At 68.3% G+C, this 18,271-nt stretch carries 18 protein-coding genes; 5 read left to right on the top strand and 13 right to left on the bottom strand.

The window, feature by feature from the left end; all coding sequences use genetic code 11:
- Positions 1 to 405 precede the first annotated feature (405 nt).
- Complete coding sequence (locus tag ACLARN_RS28950) at positions 406 to 1,650, bottom strand: DUF445 domain-containing protein (RefSeq protein WP_409494633.1); 1,245 nt, start codon at positions 1,648 to 1,650, stop codon at positions 406 to 408.
- A gap of 7 nt (positions 1,651 to 1,657) precedes the next feature.
- Positions 1,658 to 2,437 carry an Abi-alpha family protein gene (locus ACLARN_RS28945; RefSeq protein ID WP_409494632.1) on the bottom strand — a complete coding sequence of 260 codons (780 nt, stop codon included), beginning with the start codon at positions 2,435 to 2,437 and terminating at the stop codon, positions 1,658 to 1,660.
- Positions 2,438 to 2,526: 89 nt separating this feature from the next.
- On the opposite strand from ACLARN_RS28945, the gene ACLARN_RS28940 reads away from it, so the two are divergent.
- A complete protein-coding gene (locus ACLARN_RS28940) occupies positions 2,527 to 3,369 on the top strand; it encodes a maleylpyruvate isomerase family mycothiol-dependent enzyme (protein ID WP_409494631.1) in 843 nt (280 codons plus the stop codon).
- Here ACLARN_RS28940 and ACLARN_RS28935 read toward each other — a convergent pair.
- On the bottom strand, positions 3,350 to 3,748 hold the full coding sequence (locus tag ACLARN_RS28935) for a pyridoxamine 5'-phosphate oxidase family protein (RefSeq protein ID WP_409494630.1): 399 nt from the start codon (positions 3,746 to 3,748) through the stop codon (positions 3,350 to 3,352). The two genes, ACLARN_RS28940 and ACLARN_RS28935, sit on opposite strands and share 20 nt — an antisense overlap.
- Positions 3,749 to 3,830: 82 nt before the next feature.
- On the opposite strand from ACLARN_RS28935, the gene ACLARN_RS28930 reads away from it, so the two are divergent.
- Complete coding sequence (locus ACLARN_RS28930; protein WP_409494629.1) at positions 3,831 to 4,763, top strand: AraC family transcriptional regulator; 933 nt, start codon at positions 3,831 to 3,833, stop codon at positions 4,761 to 4,763.
- Here ACLARN_RS28930 and ACLARN_RS28925 read toward each other — a convergent pair.
- Genes ACLARN_RS28925 through ACLARN_RS28910 form a run of 4 tightly spaced genes read right to left on the bottom strand, consistent with a single transcriptional unit; the run spans position 4,751 to position 7,901 of the window.
- On the bottom strand, positions 4,751 to 5,116 hold the full coding sequence (locus ACLARN_RS28925) for a lipopolysaccharide assembly LapA domain-containing protein (protein WP_409494628.1): 366 nt from the start codon (positions 5,114 to 5,116) through the stop codon (positions 4,751 to 4,753). The two genes, ACLARN_RS28930 and ACLARN_RS28925, sit on opposite strands and share 13 nt — an antisense overlap.
- Positions 5,117 to 5,154: 38 nt before the next feature.
- The gene (locus ACLARN_RS28920; protein WP_409494627.1) at positions 5,155 to 6,303 is read right to left on the bottom strand and encodes a dipeptidase; all 1,149 of its coding nucleotides are present in this window, start codon (positions 6,301 to 6,303) and stop codon (positions 5,155 to 5,157) included.
- A gap of 9 nt (positions 6,304 to 6,312) precedes the next feature.
- Positions 6,313 to 6,945 (bottom strand): alpha/beta hydrolase, encoded by a 633-nt coding sequence (locus ACLARN_RS28915; RefSeq protein ID WP_409494626.1) that lies wholly within the window; start codon positions 6,943 to 6,945, stop codon positions 6,313 to 6,315.
- Entirely contained in the window at positions 6,942 to 7,901 is a 960-nt protein-coding gene (locus ACLARN_RS28910) for a ring-cleaving dioxygenase (protein ID WP_409494625.1), read from the bottom strand. The genes ACLARN_RS28915 and ACLARN_RS28910 overlap by 4 nt, the downstream gene beginning before the upstream one ends.
- Before the next feature lie 99 nt (positions 7,902 to 8,000).
- Here ACLARN_RS28910 and ACLARN_RS28905 point away from each other — a divergent pair, with 99 nt between their 5' ends.
- Complete coding sequence (locus tag ACLARN_RS28905; protein ID WP_409494624.1) at positions 8,001 to 8,450, top strand: MarR family winged helix-turn-helix transcriptional regulator; 450 nt, start codon at positions 8,001 to 8,003, stop codon at positions 8,448 to 8,450.
- A gap of 146 nt (positions 8,451 to 8,596) precedes the next feature.
- Here the strand turns inward: ACLARN_RS28905 and ACLARN_RS28900 are convergent, their stop codons facing one another.
- Genes ACLARN_RS28900 through ACLARN_RS28885 form a run of 4 tightly spaced genes read right to left on the bottom strand, consistent with a single transcriptional unit; the run spans position 8,597 to position 13,717 of the window.
- Positions 8,597 to 10,204, bottom strand: coding sequence for a benzoate-CoA ligase family protein (locus tag ACLARN_RS28900; RefSeq protein WP_409494623.1), 1,608 nt, complete (start codon positions 10,202 to 10,204; stop codon positions 8,597 to 8,599).
- A gap of 24 nt (positions 10,205 to 10,228) precedes the next feature.
- Positions 10,229 to 11,650 (bottom strand): benzoyl-CoA 2,3-epoxidase subunit BoxB, encoded by a 1,422-nt coding sequence (gene boxB / locus ACLARN_RS28895; RefSeq protein ID WP_409494622.1) that lies wholly within the window; start codon positions 11,648 to 11,650, stop codon positions 10,229 to 10,231.
- A gap of 4 nt (positions 11,651 to 11,654) precedes the next feature.
- Positions 11,655 to 13,247: a 2,3-epoxybenzoyl-CoA dihydrolase gene (gene boxC, locus ACLARN_RS28890; protein ID WP_409494621.1), complete on the bottom strand. Its 1,593-nt coding sequence runs from the start codon at positions 13,245 to 13,247 to the stop codon at positions 11,655 to 11,657.
- A 32-nt stretch (positions 13,248 to 13,279) separates the two neighbouring features.
- Positions 13,280 to 13,717 (bottom strand): hypothetical protein, encoded by a 438-nt coding sequence (locus ACLARN_RS28885; protein WP_409494620.1) that lies wholly within the window; start codon positions 13,715 to 13,717, stop codon positions 13,280 to 13,282.
- Between the two features lie 194 nt (positions 13,718 to 13,911).
- Here ACLARN_RS28885 and ACLARN_RS28880 point away from each other — a divergent pair, with 194 nt between their 5' ends.
- Both ACLARN_RS28880 and ACLARN_RS28875 read left to right on the top strand, forming a co-directional pair.
- Positions 13,912 to 15,813 (top strand): ABC transporter ATP-binding protein, encoded by a 1,902-nt coding sequence (locus ACLARN_RS28880; protein WP_409494619.1) that lies wholly within the window; start codon positions 13,912 to 13,914, stop codon positions 15,811 to 15,813.
- Between the two features lie 13 nt (positions 15,814 to 15,826).
- Positions 15,827 to 16,711 carry an alpha/beta fold hydrolase gene (locus tag ACLARN_RS28875; protein WP_409494618.1) on the top strand — a complete coding sequence of 295 codons (885 nt, stop codon included), beginning with the start codon at positions 15,827 to 15,829 and terminating at the stop codon, positions 16,709 to 16,711.
- Here ACLARN_RS28875 and ACLARN_RS28870 read toward each other — a convergent pair.
- Together ACLARN_RS28870 and ACLARN_RS28865 are read right to left on the bottom strand one after the other, a co-directional pair.
- Complete coding sequence (locus ACLARN_RS28870; protein WP_409494617.1) at positions 16,692 to 17,453, bottom strand: 2-keto-4-pentenoate hydratase; 762 nt, start codon at positions 17,451 to 17,453, stop codon at positions 16,692 to 16,694. The genes ACLARN_RS28875 and ACLARN_RS28870 overlap by 20 nt on opposite strands.
- The gene (locus ACLARN_RS28865; protein WP_409494616.1) at positions 17,450 to 18,247 is read right to left on the bottom strand and encodes a 2-keto-4-pentenoate hydratase; all 798 of its coding nucleotides are present in this window, start codon (positions 18,245 to 18,247) and stop codon (positions 17,450 to 17,452) included. The genes ACLARN_RS28870 and ACLARN_RS28865 overlap by 4 nt, the downstream gene beginning before the upstream one ends.
- Positions 18,248 to 18,271 lie beyond the last annotated feature (24 nt).

Here is an 18,271-nt window from a genome sequence, read left to right as displayed (position 1 = left end):
TGATCAACTGTCGAGGGCTCCCTCACGTTCCAGCCACCACACTGACAGCTCCCCACCCTGTTACACCACAACCACAATCGCCGCTGTCAACCACACTGACCAGCCCCAACAGGATGAAAAGCCCCCAATGTGGCATTGGGGACCTCAAGGCCTTCGAGATTCTTCGGTACAGGGGGTCGTGAGTGGCCCCGGCCCACGCTTTCTGGCGCAGCCGCCCACCTGAAGTACATGAAGGCCCCCTTCCTTGCGCCTAGGTACAGGAAGGGGGCCTTCATGTACTTGGGAAGGTGTGAAGGTCGAGTTTCTTCGGCCCCTGCACCCACCACCCACCGGCGCGTTTCGTCCTCTAGTTGCGGTAGTTCCACACGCAAGGACCGCAACCAGGTGACGAATTGCGGAAGGGGGTCAGGCCGCGAAGTGTTCCAGGAGGAGGACTTGCGCTTCACCGACGGCGAAGCCGAGGGCGGCGCCGGTCGCGATCAGGATCCATTCGTCCTGCTGGAAAGCCGGCCGCAGCAGGCCTTCGAACTCGCGCGGCGACAGCTCCTTCATCTTCGTCACCAGCACGTTCCGGATGTCCATCGCGTCGGTCGCGTAGTCCTCGATGTACCGCATGGTCTCCGGCAGTTTGTCCATGATCTTCTCGGCGATGTTCAGCTTCATGTCCTGGTATCGCCTGCTGCCGACGGCGAACACCACCAGCGGTTTCCCGACACCGACGCGGCGCCCAAGCTGTTCGTCGAGCTGGCGCTGGATCAGGCCGAGCACCCGGTCCGACAGCGGCCCGTGCAGCACCGCCTCGATCACGTTGTGCGGCGTGATGATCTCCTGCGCGATCAGCGCGCCGTACGCCTCCGCGACCTCGCCGCGCCGTTTCAGGAACAGGCCTTGCCAGCGCACGCCGAAGTACCGGCGCTCTTCGATCGGGTAGAAGATCATCCGCAGCGCGAGCCAGTCGGTGAACCAGCCGGTGAAGAGCCCGAACAGCGGCATGATCAGCGGAAACTTGAACAGCATCCACGCGATCATCTGGATCACGCCGATCAGCCCGCCGAAGAAGATGCCGGAGCGGGCGATGAACTTGAACTCCTTGTCGCCCGCCTCCTGGAAGATCCGGTTCAGCAGCCGTTTGTCCTTGACCAGGGCGGTGACGACCATGCCCTTGAGGTCGAACACACTGTCCACATCGGACTTGATCAGCTCCAGCACGGCCGCGACCATCTTCGGCGACTCGGCCTGGACACGCTGGATCACCAGCCGCTGCATCCCCACCGGCAGCGATTCCCACAACCCCGGCTGGTAGTGACCGGCGACGTCACGCACGATGTCTTCGACGGCCGCCTGGAGTGGTTTCTCGATCTCACGCGCGATTCTCTGCGGATCGAGCCTGGCGACGACCTCCGCGGGTTTGATCAGCTGCTCGGTCATCGTGTCGCAGGCGATGCTCGCCATCCGCGCGGCGCGTTTGGGCACGATGCCCTGCCAGCCGAGGAACGGTTTGATCCCGACGAACTCGACCGGCTGGAACATCATCCGGATCGCGACGAGTTTGGTGGTGTAGCCGATCAGGGCGGCGACGATCGGGATGGAGACGTAGATCGGCCAGTGCCTGCCGAAGTCGGCGAGGATCCCGTCGAGGAACGCACCCATGCTGGAGTCAGCCGGCGCTCGGGTCGCAGGCCTGCCAGAACTGGGCGCCGAGCCGGGAAATGTGGACGGTGCGCTTCACGAACTTGGCCCGCTTGACCGACTTCTCCGCCTCACGGACGGTCTCGTCGGTCAGCAGGATCTCGTACTGCGTCTCCAGCGACGGGACCTCTTCGTCCAGCTCGACCAGCCCGAGTCCGATCAGCCTGGTGAGATAGCCGGGCACCTGGTCGGGCAGCGACACCCCGGCGGCTTTGCCGACGGTGGAGGCGTTGCGCAGCACGAACCGCCCCGCGCCGCCGAGGTTGGTCCGCTCGGCGACGTCGACGGCGGGGAACGGCGAGCCGTCGGAGAGCGCGGAGAGGATGCGGGCCTCGTCCGGCGTCAGCTGCCGCAGGATGATCGCGTAGAGATACTCGCGGGCCCGCTCGCGGCCGAAGCCGATCGAGTGGTTGAGCAGTTCGGCCATCGCCGCGCGAAGCGGTTCGAGCTGCGCGCGCGTGTGCACGAGGGTGATGGTCGCGACCGGGCGCGAACCGTCGGCGTCGGGCCGGTTCATCGCGGACGCGGCGGTGAGCGCGGCGTGGTACGGGTCGTCGACCTCGTCGAGACGGCGGCGCAGCTCCGAAAGCAGCTGCCGCTCGCCCTGCTTGATGACCTGTTCCGCGATGTCGACGCCGGGGAGTTTGCGGGTGAATTCCATTCCCGTACGGGCGGCCCAGCCCGCCAGCCGCCCCGCGCGTTTGGCGAAAGCGGCCAGGTCGTCACCGGCGGGTCGATCGTTGCTCACGGGCACTCCCCTCGCGTTCGCGCTGATGCTACCTGCGAGTAGGCCGAACGGCCGAAATTGTGATCGAGGTTGGCTGTTTGGATGGAGACATGAGCTTCACGCGCTGGGGTCCGCCGCTCGACGTCCTCCCGCTGTTCGCGCGGGAGGAGCAGGCTTTGCTCGACGTCCTCACCGGTCTCGACGCGGAGCAGTGGTTCGCGCCGACGGTGTGCGCGGGCTGGACGGTGCACGATCTCGCCGCCCACATCCTGGGCGACAAGCTCGGCAGGCTGTCACGCGACCGCGACGGCTACCGGACGACAGCACCCCGCGAAGGCGAACGCTTCGCGAAGTTCATCGACCGGATCAACGACGAATGGGTGATCGCGTGCCGTCGGCTGTCCCCCGAAGTGCTGTTCGCGATGCTGGTCGACAGCACCTCGCAGCTCGCCGAGATGTGGGGCCGCGCCGACCTCGACGCCCTCGGCGAGCCGGTGAGCTGGGCCGGGGACGAACCGGCGCCGGTCTGGCTCGACGTCGCCCGCGAGTACACCGAGTTCTGGGTGCACCAGCAACAGATCCGCGAAGCCGTCGGCGCGCGGACGCTGGCCGGCTCCGAGTTCCGCGGGCCGGTGGTGGACACCTTCATGCGGGCACTGCCGCACACCTTGCGTGACGTCGACGCGCGGACCGGCAGGCAGGTCGTCTACACCGTCACCGGTCAGGGTGGCGGGAAATGGACGGCTCAGCGGACCGCCGACGGCTGGGAGATGGACCGCGTCGCGCCCACGTCACGCTCGCCGCTGGCCTCGGTGACCACCGACGCCGACACGTTCTGGCGGCTGTGCACCCGGAACCCGGCGGACCGGGACCGGGTCACCGTCAAGGGTGACGAAAACGTTTGCGCCACCGTGCTCGGGATGACGTCGATCATCACATCGAGTAGCGACTGACCTTCTCCGGGTGGATGACGAGCCGGAGCAGATCCAAGTCCTGGATCCCGGCGAGCTCACCGGCGTGAGCCGGGTCGTCGAGGTCCCAGTAACGGGCACCGAGGCGGGCGGCCAGTTCGTGCGCGCCGTCGGACTCCACTGAGACGCGCCCGGCGACCGAGACCCAGCGCTCACGTTCGCCAACGGGCGCGGCCACGATGATCGAGGCACGGAGATCGCCGTCCAGCCGCCGCACCTTGGGCGAGTCCCGGGGCGTGAACAGCTGGATCGTGCCTTCGCCGGTGGCCTCGAACCACACCGGCCGGACCGGCCCGTCGGCCACGGTCAGGAAGCCGTGCAACGGGCGGCCAAGGAATTCGAGGTCTTCACTGGTCAGCATGAGCTCGATTCAACACGGCCGGATCGGACGTGCCCATAGGTGAAACACTGGATCGCCTGTGTATTCGTCTAACCTCGTCCGCGTGGACGTGTTCAGTGATCTGATCCGCGGGGTGCGGGCGCACGGCTCGTTGTTCGGCAGTTCGACCCTGTCCCCGCCCTGGGCGCTGCATTTCGTGGACGGTGCGCCGCTGACCCTGTGCGCCGTGCTCACCGGGGCGGGCTGGATCGTGCCGGAGGGCGGTCCGCCCGAACCGCTTCGCGCGGGCGAGACGATCATCGTGCGCGGCCCCGCGACCTTCACCTTCGTGGACGAGGTCGGCACCCGGGCGGAGCCGATCGCGTGCGGCGAGCACTGCGCGACACCGGAACAGGGCGGGACCCGGCACCGTCTCGGCTGGGCCGACGACCCCACCGGAGGCGAGACGACCTTGATCGTCGGCGCGTACCCGGTCCGCGGTGAGATCGGCCGCCCGCTGCTGGACGCGCTGCCCGTCGTCGTGCGGGTGGACGCCGGCGGCGCGGGCGACCCCGTGCTGGACCACCTCGCCGCCGAGGTCGCCGTCGACGCGCCGGGTCAGCAGGTGGTCCTCGACCGGTTGCTGGACTGGATGCTGGTCTGCTCCTTGCGCGAATGGTTCGACCGGCCCGGCGGTGAGCCCCCGGCGTGGTGGGCGGCCCAGCGGGATCCGGTGGTCGGCGACGCGCTGCGCTTGCTGCACGCGGAACCGGCGGCGCCGTGGACGGTCGGCACGCTGGCCGGGCGCACCGGGGTGTCGCGTTCGACGCTGGCCAAGCGGTTCGCCGACCTGGTCGGTGAACCGCCGCTGACCTACCTCACCCGCTGGCGGATGACCCTCGCGGCGGATCTCTTGGCCGATCAGGAGTCCTCGACCATTTCGGAGGTCGCCCGCAGCGTGGGCTACGCCGATCCGTTCGGCTTCAGCGCGGCGTTCAAACGGGTCCGCGGCGTCAACCCGAGCGAGTTCCGGCGCGGCACCCTTCAGCGCAGCTGATGCCGGGACTTCTTGGCCTGCTGGCGCAACTGCAGGATCCGGGCGCCGCCGACGAGCGCGACCAGCGCGCCGCCGGCGATCACGGAGAACAGCATCGCGACGGCCAGCGGCATGCTGCCGGACATGCCGAGGAAGTGCACGGTGGCGGTGTCCTGGTTCTGCAGGATGAACACGAGCAGGAACACCAGCACGATCAACGCCACGATGACGGCGACCCAGGTCCCGCTCACCCGCGTGCGCTTGAGTTTCGGGCCGGCGTCGAACTTGCCGCTATGGCGCGCGCCACCGGCGGTTTCGGGCGGCTTGGCGGGCTCGACCGGAACCTCGGCGGCACCTTCCTGCGGCTGAGTCATGCAGGACAGTGTCCGCCGAAGTGGGCTTGATCGCGCTCTCAAGCGTCCGAACGGGTGACCTCGTCCGCCGCGCGCAGTACGCGCAAGGTGTTCTTCCCGGCCAGCTTCGCGCAATCCTCGTCGCTCCAGCCGCGTTCCATCAGCGCGGCGAACAACACCGGGTACTTCGAAACGTCCTCGAGGCCTTCGGGCAGCGTCGCGACTCCGTCGTAGTCGCCGCCGAGGCCGATGTGGTCGACACCGGCCACTTCACGCGCGTGCTCGATGTGCGCGACGACGTCGCCGATGCTCGCCTTCGGCTTCTCGGGGCCGCCTCGGTCCGCGGCGAACTTCGTGCGCTGGTCGAGGTTCCGGTAGTCCTTCCCGGCGGCTTCCATGTCCTCGCGCAACCGGGCGTCCCACTCGGTGACCTTCGGGGAGATGAAGCCCGGCACGAACGTCACCATCGCGACACCGTCCTTGGCCGCCAGGGTTTCCAGGACGTCGTCGGGGATGTTGCGGGCGTGGTCGTTGACCGCGACGCACGAGGAGTGGCTGAAGATCACCGGCGCGGAACTGACCTCCAGCGCGTCGCGCATGGTGCTCGGCGCGACGTGCGAGAGGTCGACCAGCATGCCGATCTTGTTCATCTCGCGGACGACGTCCCGGCCGAACTCGGTGAGCCCGTCGTGCACGGGTTCGTCGGTGCCGGAGTCGGCCCAGGTGGTGTTGTAATTGTGCGTCAGCGTCATGTAGCGGACGCCGAGTCGGCGCAGGATCCTCAGCACGCCAAGGGATTCGGCGATGCTGTGGCCGCCTTCGGCGCCGAGCAGCGACGCGATCTTGCCGTCGCGGAACGCGGCTTCGGCTTGGTCGGCGGTGTCCGCGAAGGCCAGCCTGTCGGGGTACCGCTCGATCATCTGGTGCACGATCTCGATCTGTTCCAGCACCGCCGTGACCGCGCTGTGGCCCTCGAACTGGCACGGCACGTAGACGGACCAGAACTGCATCCCGAGCCTGCCTTCGGCGAGCTTCGGGAAGTCGGTGTGCAGATGCGGCTGCCGGACGGTGAGATCCGTGCCTGCCACGGCCTCGACCGGATCCGGCCCGGTCGTGACCCGCAACTCCCACGGCAGGTCGTTGTGCCCGTCCGCGAGGAGCACCGTTTCGAGCAGGGCCTGGGCTCGGACGAGGTCACCGTTAGTCATCCGCTGATGTTACGTTCGGCTACTTTGCTCTCGCCGCTCCCCGTTGAGCCACCCCGCCGCCGCGACCAAACCGTTGCCCGTCACCTGGTGCCCGCCGGGATGGCGGTGGGCGACGACGTCCGCGGAGCGCTCGCGCAGGTCGCGGACCAGTCCCTCCGCCGACGTCATCGGCGCCATCGGATCGTGTTCGCCGTTCGACAGGAAGACCCGCGTACCGGACAGATCGAGCCGTGGCGGCGACGGAAGCGGCGACATCGCCGCGAACAGCACGGCCTCCCGCACCGCGTCCGGGCGGAGCAGGGTGACCGCGGCGGCGATGTTGGCACCGTTGGAGAAGCCGATGGCGACCAGCCGCCGGTCACCGAGGCCGTACTGCTCGCGCGAGGCGACCACGAAATCGGCCAGCTGGTTCGCGCGGAAGACGACGTCCTCGTGATCGAAAACGCCTTCGGCCAACCGCCGGAACCACCGCGGCGCACCGTGTTCCGACACCGGCCCGGCGGGCGCGAGCAGCGCCGAGGCCGGGCTCAGCTGACGGGCGATCGGCACGAGATCGTCCGGCCCGCCGCCGGTGCCGTGCAGGAGCAGCAGCACCGGCTCGTCCGGCGACCCTTCGACGTACTTGTGCTCCAGGGCGCTCATCGCGGGTTGTTCTCGCTCGGGAGGTCCAGCTTCGGCAGCATCGCCTCGATGTCCTCGCGCTGGGGCTCCAGCCACGGCGGCAGTTTCAGCGCCCGGCCCAGTTCCAGCAGCGGCTCGTCGATCGCGAAGCCGGGTTCGTCGGTCGCGACTTCGAGCAGGGTGCCGCCCGGCTCGCGGAAGTAGATCGAGCGGAAGTACTGACGGTCCAAAATGGACGTCACGTTCACGCCGTCGTCGATCAGTTCGTCACGCCACGCGGCCTGGGTCTCCTCGTCCGGCGCGCGCCAGGCGACGTGGTGCACGGTGCCCGCCGCCACCAGTCCGCGCGGGGCGTCCGGCGTCACGAGGACGTCGACGAGCGCGCCGGGACCGCCTTCACCGGCGGAGAACCGCAGGCGATTGCCGTCCTGGTGTTCGAAGGTCAGGCCGAGCCCGTCGGTCAGCATCCCGGCCGTCGCGTCCTCTTTGGACACCGAAAGCGTGACGGAGTGCAGGCCGCGGATGGCGCACTCGGCGGGGACGAGCTTCGTGTCCCACGGGTCGCGCGGGTCGCCCTGCGGATGCGCGACGAGCGCGAGCTTCAGGCCGTCCGGATCGAGGAAGGTGAGCGTCTCTTCGCCGTCGGAGTTGCGGATCTGGCTCGTCTCGATGCGACTTTCGGCGAGGTGCCGCTTCCACCAGCCGAGGGAGGTTTCGGGTACGGAGAACGACGTCGTGGTGGCCTGGCCGGTGCCGTGACGGCCCTTCGGCGCGTCCTTCCACGGGAAGAACGTCATCAGCGAGCCGGGCTTGCCGGACTGGTCGCCGTAGTAGAGGTGGTAGGTGCCGGGGTCGTCGAAGTTCACGGTGGTCTTCACCAGTCGCAGGCCGAGTGCCCTGGTGTAGAAGTCCGCGTTGCGCTGGGGATCGCCACCGATGGCGGTGACGTGGTGCAGGCCCGAAGTCTTGATCGACATGGTGCCCCTCCTCCGGTAGCCGGTGATTTCAAGCTAGCCCGATAACCTCTCGCGCGCAAGATATATTCCAGCGAGAGTTTCTGGTGTACTCTCGCCCGCGTGACAGCGGAACCGAACGACGACGAAGTGGTCACGTGGTGGGGCCTGGTGATCGAGGGCTATCTGGCCACGCAGAACAAGCTGATGGGCGAGATCGCCGAACGATTCGGCCTGGCGCCTGCCTCGTTCGACATCCTGCTGCGGCTCGTGCGATCACCGGAGCACCGGATGCCGATGACGCGGCTGGCCGTCGAGGCGGCGTTGTCCAGCGGCGGGTTCACCAAGGTCGCGGACCGGCTGGTGGCCGCGGACCTGATCTGCCGCGTGCCCAGTCCGGACGACCGCCGCGTCACCTTCGCGGCGCTCACCGAGCACGGTCTCGACGTCGCGCGGCAGGTGCGGGAGGCGTGCGCGGAGATCCTGCGGCGCATCGTCCTGACCCCGCTCGGTGACGACGCACCGGGCCTCGCCGAGGCGATGCGAACCCTGCGCACCGTCAACGGCGCGTGATCTCCATCTGATCACGCGTGTTCTCCGTCTGATCACGCGAGTTGTCCACCTGATCACGCGAGCTTGGCTTGCGACTTTGGCGATCACGCGTGATCAGACGGAGAACACAGGTGATCAGGTGGAGAACACGCGTGATCGGGTGGAGATCAGCCAGGTAGGGGCGAGGCGGGGTCTGGTTGGTAGGCCCGGACCTCGTACATGTCCCGCACGAGTTCCCGGATGACGTTGCGCCGGATCTTGCCGGTCGCCGTCTTCGGCAGTTCGCCCAGCTCGACGATGCCGCGCGGCCGTTTGAACGACGCCAGCCCGGACCGGCAGAACTCGATCAGCTCGTCCGCGTCCAGCGGATTGCCGGGTACGCCGACCACGCACGCGATGGGTTTCTCGATGCCGTCGGCGTCGAACGCGGCCACGACCGCGACCTCGGCGACCCCCGGATGTTGCAGCAGCCGCTCCTCGACCTCGGTGGGGGAAACCCAGATCCCGCCCGGCTTCAGCATGTCGTTGAAGCGCCCGAGACAGGTGTAGCTCCCGTCGTCGTTGCGCACGAAGCTGTCGCCCGTCCGCAGCCATTCGCCCTGGAAGACCTGCTTCGTCGTCTCGTACCGCGCCCAATACCCGGTCGCGATCGACGGCCCGGCGACGAACAGCTCACCGGGCTGCCCGTCCGGCACCGGCGCGCCTTGCTCGTCGCGCAGGGCGACCTCGTAACCGGGCACGGGCACGCCGGTACTGCCAGGACGCACCTGACGGGGCCGGTTGGACAGGAAGACGTGCAACGCCTCCGTCGAACCGATCCCGTCGAGGATCTCGACGCCGAACCGATCACGGAACCGTTCGTACAGCACGGAAGGCAGCGGTTCCCCGGCCGAAACGGCTTGGCGTACCGAGGAGAACGTGTCGTCCGGGATGTCACTGGCGAGCAACGCCGCGTAGAAGGTCGGGACGGCGAAGAACAGCGTGGGCCGCTCCGCGCGGACCCTGGCGGCGATCACTCCCGGGGTCGGCCGGGCCGGTTCGAGCAGCGTCGTTCCGCCGGCCGCGAGTGGGAAGAACGCCGAATTCCCCAAGCCGTAAGCGAAGAACAGCTTCGGGACGGACAGGAACCGGTCGTTCGGGCCGGTGTCGAGCACGCCGCGCGCGTACGTCTCACAGACCGCGCGGATGCCCGCGTGCCGATGCATCGCACCCTTCGGCTTGCCCGTCGTCCCCGAGGTGTACAGCCAGAGCGCGGGCGAGTCCTCCCAGGTCGGCGCCGGTTCGAACCCCGCGTCGTCCACTGTGGACAGCTCGCACCAGTCGTGCGCGCGGATCCCGGACGGCAGTTCGGCCGCCTTCGCCCTGTCCAGCACGACGTCGGTGACCTCCGGCGCCAGCCCCAGCGCGATCGTCGCCTGCTCGGCGAACTCGCCGGAAACGCACAGGACCCTTGCCCGCGAATCGGCCAGCACCTTGCCGAGGTCCAGCCCGGTGACCATGGTGGACACCGGCACCGCGACCGCTCCGGCCAGCATCGCGCCGAGGATCCCGGTGAGCAGTTCGACGTCGTCGACCATGCAGAACAGGACCCGCTCCTCCGGGCGGACGCCGATCGCCTTCAGCCCCGCCGCGACCCGGCGGGTTTCGGCCGCGAGCCCGGCGTAGGTGAGACTCCGCCTCGGGGAAACGACCGCCGTCTTCGCGCCGTGTCCTTCCGCCAGATGCCGGTCGAGCAGATAGCTCGCCGCGTTGAACCCGGTAGCTCCAGCGGTCACGGGCGCACCTTCAATCGGCTCAGCTCAGCTCAGGTAAACGTATTCGTAATCGAACGGTTTCCCATTGATGCCCTGGCGTGGCGGCGCCACCCAGCTCGCGATCTTTCCTCGCTCGTACACCGGGTGCATCAGCGATCGGACGAAGGTCAGGTCTTCGGGAGTGGGCAGCCACTTGCGTTTGCCGGCCGACCAGGTCCGCTCGTCGACTACGGTGCCGTCGGGCGTCACATGGTGGCCGGAGTTTATGCCGACTTCGCGATTGAATCCAGGGTGTGGGAGGACGAATCGGAAGTCGATCCCGGCCTCGTCCAGGATCTTGTTCCAGCGGTTGACCCCGGTCTGGCAGTCGGCGCGGTACTCCTCCCGCAGGTCCAGGTTCAACAGCAGGATGGAGGGGAGTTCCTCGGTCTCCCAGGTGCCGTCGGCCCTCGGCCTGGACAGTGCCCCCGCGTCGTCGGTGAGCTTGTGGTCGTCCTTGCGGCGGGCCTCCTGCCAGCGGCCCTTCAGCCCGGCGGTGTAGTAGTTCGCCGCGTTGGTCGAAGTCTCGCCGCCGAACAGGTCGAGCGAGACGGTGTAGTGGAAGTTGAGGTACCGCTGGATGAGATCCAGGGGGATCCCGCCGTGCCCGGCGATGTCGAAGGTGTCGTGCTCGCGGATCAGTTCGGCACTGCGAGTGACCACGCGGTCGACACCGGTGGTGCCGACGAACATGTGGTGCGCCTCTTCCTTGAGCATGAATTCACAAGTGCGGGAAAGCGGGTCGAAGCCGCTTTCCTTGAGGGTGCCGAGCTGGTATTTGCCATCGCGATCGGTGAAATAGGTGAACATGTAGAACGCGAGCCAATCCGCGGTCTCTTCGTTGAAGGCACCGAGGATGCGCGGCGCGTCCGGACTTCCGGAATTCCGGAGCAAGAGGCTTTCCGCCTCGTCGCGGCCTTCCCTGCCGAAGTAGGCGTGCAGCAGATACACCATCGCCCACAGATGACGGCCCTCTTCGACGTTGACCTGGAAGAGGTTCCGCAGGTCGTAGAGGCTCGGCGCGGTCAGCCCCAGCAGTTTCTGCTGCTCGACCGACGCGGGTTCGGTGTCACCCTGGATGACGATGAGCCGCTGCAAGTCGGCACGGTACTCGCCGGGGACCTGCTGCCAGGCCGGTTCGCCCTGGTGCTCGCCGAACCCGATGACGCGGTCGGGATCACGCTCCGCGAGGAAGATCCCCCACCGGTAGTCGGGCACGTTGACGTGGTCGAAATGCGCCCAGCCGTCCCGGCCGACGCTGACCGCGGTGCGCAGGTACACGCCTTGGGTCCGCAGTGTGGGGCCCATTTCGCCCCACCAGTCCAGGAACTTCGGCTGCCACCCCTCCAGCGCCCGCTGGAGCCGCCGGTCCTCGGAGAGATCGACGTTGTTGGGGATCTTGGCGTCGTAATCGATCTTGGTGGGCATGGGTTCAGACCCGCTTCCTGTCGAAGACGGCCTTCTGACCAGTACCGTAGCGACGCAGCGCGCCCTCGGGACCGGATGCGTTCGGACGAGTGAAGATCCAGTTCTGCCAGGCGGCCAGGCGGCCGAAGATCTTGCTTTCCAGCGTCTCGGGGCCGACGAACCGGTGGTTCGCCTCCATTCCGGTCAAGGCGTCCGGGCTGAGCGAAGCCCGTCCTTCCAGCGCGATCCGGATCTCGTCCTCCCAGTCGAGGTCGTCCGGCGCGTCGGTGACCAGGCCGAGTTCGTTCACCTCCGCCGGGCTCAGCGGTTTGCCGCGTTCTTCCGCGAGCCTGGTGACGTGGCCAGGGTCGCCGAAGAACCGGGACTCGAGGCGGGACAGGCCGTTGCCCATCGGGAAGCGGCCGAAGTTGGCTTCGGACAACGTGATCGACGCACGTTCTTCACTGTCTTCGTCGTCGATCGGCGGACCGTCCAAGATGTACTGCCGGTCCGCGGCGAGCGCGAGTTCCAGCAGGAGCCCGGCGAAGCAGCTGCCAGGCTCGATGAGCGCGATCAGGCTGCGACTGGTGACGTCGAGCCGCTTCAGCGTCCGCTTGAAGTAGTGGACGATTTCGTTGCTCACACAGTCTTTCGCGTCGAACACGGCGCGTTCGTGCTCGAGAACCTTCGCGGGGTCGCCTTCGGTGCGGAGCACCCAGGTACCGAGTTCGGGTTCGTTGGTGCGCAGGCGAAGGATGGCGTCGTCCAGTTCGCGGGTGACGTCCAGTAACCAGCCGTCGTCGTCCTCGGGCCCCTTGACGGTGATCGTCGCTTCGGCCGCGCCGTGGGCGACGTCGACATAGCGGTGTGTCAGCGGCGCCAGCTCGACGCCTTCGCCGTCGAGCCGCTCGCTCGTCCGCGCGAGTTCCCGCGCCCTGACCAGGACGGCGTCACGGAATCCCTGCCGCGGCACCAGTTCGTCGACGAGCCGCCAGTCGACGGCGGCCCGCCCCTTCATTCCGTCAGGACGGGTGGCGAAGACGTCGGCGAGATCCCGCCGCACCCCGCGTTTGTCGACCACCCTGGTGAGCCCGCCGGTCCCGGGGAGGACGCCGAGCAGCGGGACCTCCGGCAGCGCGACGGTCGAGGAGTTGTCGTCGACCAGCAGGATCTTTTCGCAGGCCAGCGCGATTTCGTAGCCGCCGCCGGCGCAGGTGCCGTTGACCGCGGCGACGTAGTGCTGCCCGGAGTGCGCGGTGGCGTCCTCCATGGCGTTGCGGGTCTCGTTGGTGAACTTGCAGAAGTTCACCTTCCACTCGTGCGACGACGACGCCAGCATGCGGATGTTCGCGCCGGCGCAGAAGACGTTGTCCTTCGCGCTGGTCACGATGACCACGCGGACCTCGGGATGTTCGAACCGCAGCCGTTGCGTCGCGTCGTACAGCTCGATGTCGACGCCGAGGTCGTACGAGTTGAGCTTGAGCTCGTAACCCGGTACGAGACCCCCGTCGGCGTCGACATCGAGTTCGAGCCACGCGACGTCGCCGTCGGTGGACAGTTTCCAGTGCCGGTAGCCGCTGGGATGACGTTCGAACGTCACCGGCGTGGTCCGCGTCACCCCACCGATTGTCTACATTGCACTGACTACCGTCAATGTTGTGTAGAAAGTTGGTCAGTCACCGTCACCCGGTTGAGCTTCGTCGCCGCCCAGGTCACGAAGGCCCACAGCAGCAGCGCGGCGGCCGTGTCGGTGTAGATCGTGGCGAACCAGAACGCCGGGATCTGCGGCACCGCCACCAGGAAATGCCCGAGACTGGCCAATCCGGACAGCGAGAAGACCATCAGGAACGCGAGCGCCCGCCAGTAGCGTCCGCGCAGGTAGTCGCGGTAGCCGAGCACGCCGAACGTGGTGAAGAGGACGTAGGCGACGACGACCAGGGTGGCGGCGACGCCGACCGGGATCCCTTCGACCTGCGGGTAGTCCGCCGCTCTGATCACGTTGTGCGCGTAGTGCAACGTGGTGGAGAGCAGCGTGAAGGCCATGACCAGCCGCAGCACGGTGAGTCCCTTGCCCTGAAGAACGTCCATGTTCGCCCCCTTTGCGATTTGATAGATCGCTCTAGCGAGAGCGTAGCGCATGGTGGGCGGGAGCTGAAGGGGACTTTCCCCGCATGCGACGGGAGGTAAAGCGCCCTTCACCACGTCTGATGCGGGTATGGCGTCCTTCAGCTCCCACCGGCAGGCGGTCGGAACTGTCGGTGGGTGCGCGTAAAGAGAGAGGAGTGCCCGAAGCGACCGTGCCCCTGATCGGGGTCGAGAACCTGAAGATGCCCGAGTGGGCCGCGGCCGACGAGACCGTGGCCGACGCGGGGATGGTCAAGGCCATCCGCGCGCTCCCGTCCGCCGTGGCCATCGTGCTGCGGCTGGCCTGGCGGACGTCGGCGCGGCTGACCCTGCTGGCCGCCGTCGTCCACGTCCTTTCCGGTTGTGTCACCGCGTTCGGCCTGCTGGCCACGGCGAACGTGTTCACCGCGCTGCTGCAGAACGGGCCCACTCCGGACAGGGTGCTGGAATCGCTGCCCGCGCTGGCGATCGTCGTCGGCACCTACGCCGTCCGCGCGCTGCTCGACGCGGCGGTCGCCGCGGTCGAGGGGGCGCTCCGGCCGCGGGTCGTCACCTCGGCGGGCGACGAGGTCACCGCCGCGATGGTCCGGGTCCGGCTGCTGGCCTTCGAGGACGCCGATTTCCGGGAGCTGGCCAGGCAGGGTGCGCGGTACGGGGTCCGGTCGATCGAGATGAGCCTGCGCTGGATCGCGGATCTGACGTCGGCGCTGATCTCCCTGATCGCCGCGCTGGTGGCGGCGGGCCTGCTCAACCCGTGGCTCGCGCCGGTGCTGCTGCTCGCGGCGGCGGCCGACGGCTGGGCGGCGGCCAAGGTCGCGCGGCTGAACTACCGGCACTACCTCGACACCGTCGGCCGGAACATCCGGAAGGGCATCGTCGAAGAGGTGGCCACCTGGCGCACCTTCGCCCTCGAACGGCACGCGCTCACCTTGCAGGAGCCGTTGCTCCGCGAATACCGGCGGATCACCGAAAGCCTGATGCGCGAAGAGGTCCGGCTCGCGCACCGCAGCAACCTGGTCCGGCTGACCGGCCGCGCGGCGGCCGGGGTGGGCACCGCGATCGCGTATCTGGTGCTCGGTCTCCTGCTCTACAGCGGGCAGATGGAACTCGCCCTCGCCGGGACGGCCGCGCTCGCCATGCGGACGGCGTCGAACTCGCTGTCCATCACGATGCGCGCGGTGAACGCCCTGTACGAGGAGTCGTTCTACATCGCCTTCTTCCACCGGCTGCTCCTGGAATCCGAAAAACGCAGCCCGCTGAAGGACGGGATCGCCGCTCCGCCGGATCCGGCGGAGATCCGGCTGGAAAACGTCAGTTTCACCTATCCCGGCCAGGAAACCCCCGCGCTGCGCGAGGTTTCGCTGACCATCCGGCGCGGTGAGGTGATCGCCCTCGTCGGCGAGAACGGTTCGGGCAAGACCACGCTGGGCAAACTGCTCACCGGGCTGTACCCGCCCTCGGAAGGGAAGGTGTCCTGGGACGACGTCGATCTCGCGGGCGCCGATCACGAGTCGGTGCACGCGAACATCGCCGTGATCGCCCAGGATCCCGCCGAATGGCCGATGACGGCGGAGCACAACGTGACCGTCGGCAGGCTCGGCCGGGAAGACCCGGGCAGCGCCGCCTGGCACGACGCGATCACCTCCTCCGGCGCCGACGAGGTGATCGAATCCTTGCCCGCCAAGGAGAAAACGGTGCTGTCCAAGAAGTTCAACGACGGGCAGGACCTCTCCGGCGGGCAATGGCAGCGGATGGGCATCGCCCGCGGGATCTACCGCGACGCCGCCGTCCTGGTCGCCGACGAGCCGACGGCCGCCCTCGACGCGAAAGCGGAGGCACGGGTCTTCGCCGGGCTGCGGCACGCGAGCGTCTCCGGAGCTGGCAGGCGCACGACGATCCTGGTGACCCATCGGCTGGCCAACATTCGTTCCGCGGACCGGATCCTGGTGCTGGAGAAAGGACGGCTGATCGAACAGGGCACGCACGCCGAACTCATCGAGGAAGGGGGTCTCTACCACGAGCTTTACGAAATCCAGGCTCGCGCGTATCGCGGCGAGTAGGCACACTGTCCTGATGCCGGAGACGATCGCCGAAGTGAACGGTATCGAGCTGTGCCACGAGACGTTCGGTTCGCCCGACGGCAGGCCGCTGCTGATGATCATGGGCCTGGCCTCCCAGATGATCTGGTGGGACGACGAACTCTGCGAGAACCTCGCGGCCGAAGGGTTCTTCGTCATCCGCTACGACAACCGGGACGCCGGCCGGTCCAGCCGACTGTCCGGGCGGGTGAGCCTGCCGCTGGCGTACACCCTGCGCACGGCGCCGTACTCGCTGAAGGACATGGCGGACGACGCCGCCGCGCTGCTGGACGAACTCGGCGTCGAGAGCGCGCACGTGGTGGGCGCGTCGATGGGCGGGATGGTCGCGCAGACCCTGGCCATCGAGCATCCGGCACGCGTGCGTTCGCTGACGTCGATCATGTCGACCACCGGGAACCGGTTCGTCGGGCGGCCGAGCGCCAAAGCGATGACGATGCTGCTTTCGGCTCCTCCGCGTAATCGCGAGCAGTATGTCGACTACCTGGTGCGCACGTTCCGCGTCATCGGCTCGCCGGGCTATCCCTTCGACGAGGCCCGGATGCGTGAGCGCGCGGAGCGGTCCTTCGATCGCGGCGTCAATCCCGGCGGCACCGCACGGCAGCTGGCGGCGATCATGTCGAGCCGGGATCGTTTCCGCGCGTTGCGGAAACTCACCGTGCCCGCACTCGTCGTGCACGGTTCGAGAGACCCGCTCGTGCACGTTTCCGGTGGCCGGGCCACCGCCCGCGCGCTGCGGGAGTCCGAATTGGACGTCGTCCCCGGCATGGGGCACGACCTCCCGCGCGCGATCTGGCCGCGACTGGTGCGCGGCCTGGTCGCGACGGCCGACCGCGCCGAGGTCAAGACCCGGCGAGCGTGATCGAGCCCAGATGCGAGAAATGCGCCGCCACCCGTGAACCCGGGCGCAGCTCGACGGCGTCGGTCATCCCGCCGGTGAGCACGATCCAGCCCGGCTCCAACGCGAGCCCGCGGGCTCCCAGGGCATTGGCCGCCAGCGCCAGGGCTTCCGCCGGATGGCCCTGCACGGCGGCCCCGGTGGCGGTGTCGACGATGGCGCCGTCGACCTCCAACAGCGCCGCCTCCAGCGAAAGATCCAGCGCCGACGGCACGGCGCCTACCGGGCCGAGCGTGAAGTACGCGGAGAAACCGTTGTCCGCCACGGCGTCCGGCAGTGTGAACCGATAGTCGCGGTACCGGCTGTCGATGATCTCGATGCCGCCGTGGACCCGGTCCACCGCCGTTATCGCGGTCGCCGCGGTCACGCCGGGGCCCGAAAGTCGTTTCCCCAGCACGAAAGCCAGCTCGGGTTCCGCACGCGGGTGGATCAGCGACGGCACCGGGACACCGGCGGGCAGGACCATCGCGTCGGTCAGCCACCCGAGCAGCGGCGAGTCGACACCCATGCTCTGTCGCATCGCCTGTGAGGTCATGCCCAGCTTGACGCCGACGACGGTCTCGCCGCGTGCCTGCCGCAGCCGCAACGCCTCGTCCTGGATCGCGTACGCGGTATCGACGTCCAAATCGGGCCACGCGTCGGTCAGCGGCTCGCGTTCTTCCCCGGACAACAGCGCTTCCGCCGCCTCCCGCACGTCAAGGCTCACGGCCGTTCCTCCCCGGAGAACTTCGCGGTGACACTGCCGAGCCCCGCCATCGTCGCGACGACGGTGTCGCCGGGGCTCACCGGGATCGCGCGCGTCATCGAGCCCGGCAGCACGACATGTCCCGGTTCGAGCGCGACACCGAGCGGCCCGACCGTGTTCGCGAGCCACACCAGCGCGTTCACCGGCGAACCGAGGACGGCGCCACCGGCACCGGTGGCCGCGATCCCGCCGTTCTGGTGCAGGACGCAGCCCACCAGCCGCAGGTCGAGGTCACCGATCGCGGTCGGCCTGCTGCCGAGGACGACCCCGCCGGAGGACGCGTTGTCCGCGATGGTGTCGACGATGCTGATCTTCCAGTCCTGGATGCGGGAATCGACGATCTCCAGCGCCGGGACGACGAAGTCCACCGCCCGCAGCGCGTCCGCCACCGTGATGCCGGGGCCGCGCAACCGCGAGCCGAGCACGAACGCGATCTCCGGTTCGATCTTCGGCTGCAGGAAGTCGCCGATCGGGATCGGCTGGTGTTCGAGGTGGAACATCGAGCCGGTCAGATGGCCGTAATCGGGCTGGTCGACCCCCATCTGCCGCTGCATGGCGGCGGACGCGAGACCGACCTTGTGCCCGCGCACGCCGTCGCCGCGTTCGGCCCAATGGCGGACGAGCCGCTGCTGGATGCGGTACGCGTCCTCCAGGGTCGCGGCGGGGTACGTCTCGATCAGGGGCGCGATCGGCTTGCCGGTCTCGTACGCGCTGAGCAGCGCGGCCGCGGCCTCCTGCAACGTGCTGGCGTCCATGGGCTCCTTCCGACAGCCGAACTC

Source organism: Amycolatopsis sp. cmx-11-12 (assembly GCF_046269425.1).
Classification (GTDB): domain Bacteria; phylum Actinomycetota; class Actinomycetes; order Mycobacteriales; family Pseudonocardiaceae; genus Amycolatopsis.
This window is presented reverse-complemented; position numbering and strand designations above follow the sequence as displayed.

Coding starts and splice junctions, on each gene's coding strand:
- ACLARN_RS28935 (WP_409494630.1), bottom strand. CDS start 3,748: ATGCTGACCAGTGAAGACCTCGAATTCCTTGGCCGCCCGTTGCACGGC.
- ACLARN_RS28910 (WP_409494625.1), bottom strand. CDS start 7,901: ATGTCGATCAAGACTTCGGGCCTGCACCACGTCACCGCCATCGGTGGC.
- ACLARN_RS28920 (WP_409494627.1), bottom strand. CDS start 6,303: ATGACTAACGGTGACCTCGTCCGAGCCCAGGCCCTGCTCGAAACGGTG.
- ACLARN_RS28925 (WP_409494628.1), bottom strand. CDS start 5,116: ATGACTCAGCCGCAGGAAGGTGCCGCCGAGGTTCCGGTCGAGCCCGCC.
- ACLARN_RS28865 (WP_409494616.1), bottom strand. CDS start 18,247: ATGGACGCCAGCACGTTGCAGGAGGCCGCGGCCGCGCTGCTCAGCGCG.
- boxB (WP_409494622.1), bottom strand. CDS start 11,650: ATGCCCACCAAGATCGATTACGACGCCAAGATCCCCAACAACGTCGAT.
- ACLARN_RS28940 (WP_409494631.1), top strand. CDS start 2,527: ATGAGCTTCACGCGCTGGGGTCCGCCGCTCGACGTCCTCCCGCTGTTC.
- ACLARN_RS28875 (WP_409494618.1), top strand. CDS start 15,827: ATGCCGGAGACGATCGCCGAAGTGAACGGTATCGAGCTGTGCCACGAG.
- ACLARN_RS28950 (WP_409494633.1), bottom strand. CDS start 1,650: ATGGGTGCGTTCCTCGACGGGATCCTCGCCGACTTCGGCAGGCACTGG.
- ACLARN_RS28915 (WP_409494626.1), bottom strand. CDS start 6,945: ATGAGCGCCCTGGAGCACAAGTACGTCGAAGGGTCGCCGGACGAGCCG.
- ACLARN_RS28885 (WP_409494620.1), bottom strand. CDS start 13,717: ATGGACGTTCTTCAGGGCAAGGGACTCACCGTGCTGCGGCTGGTCATG.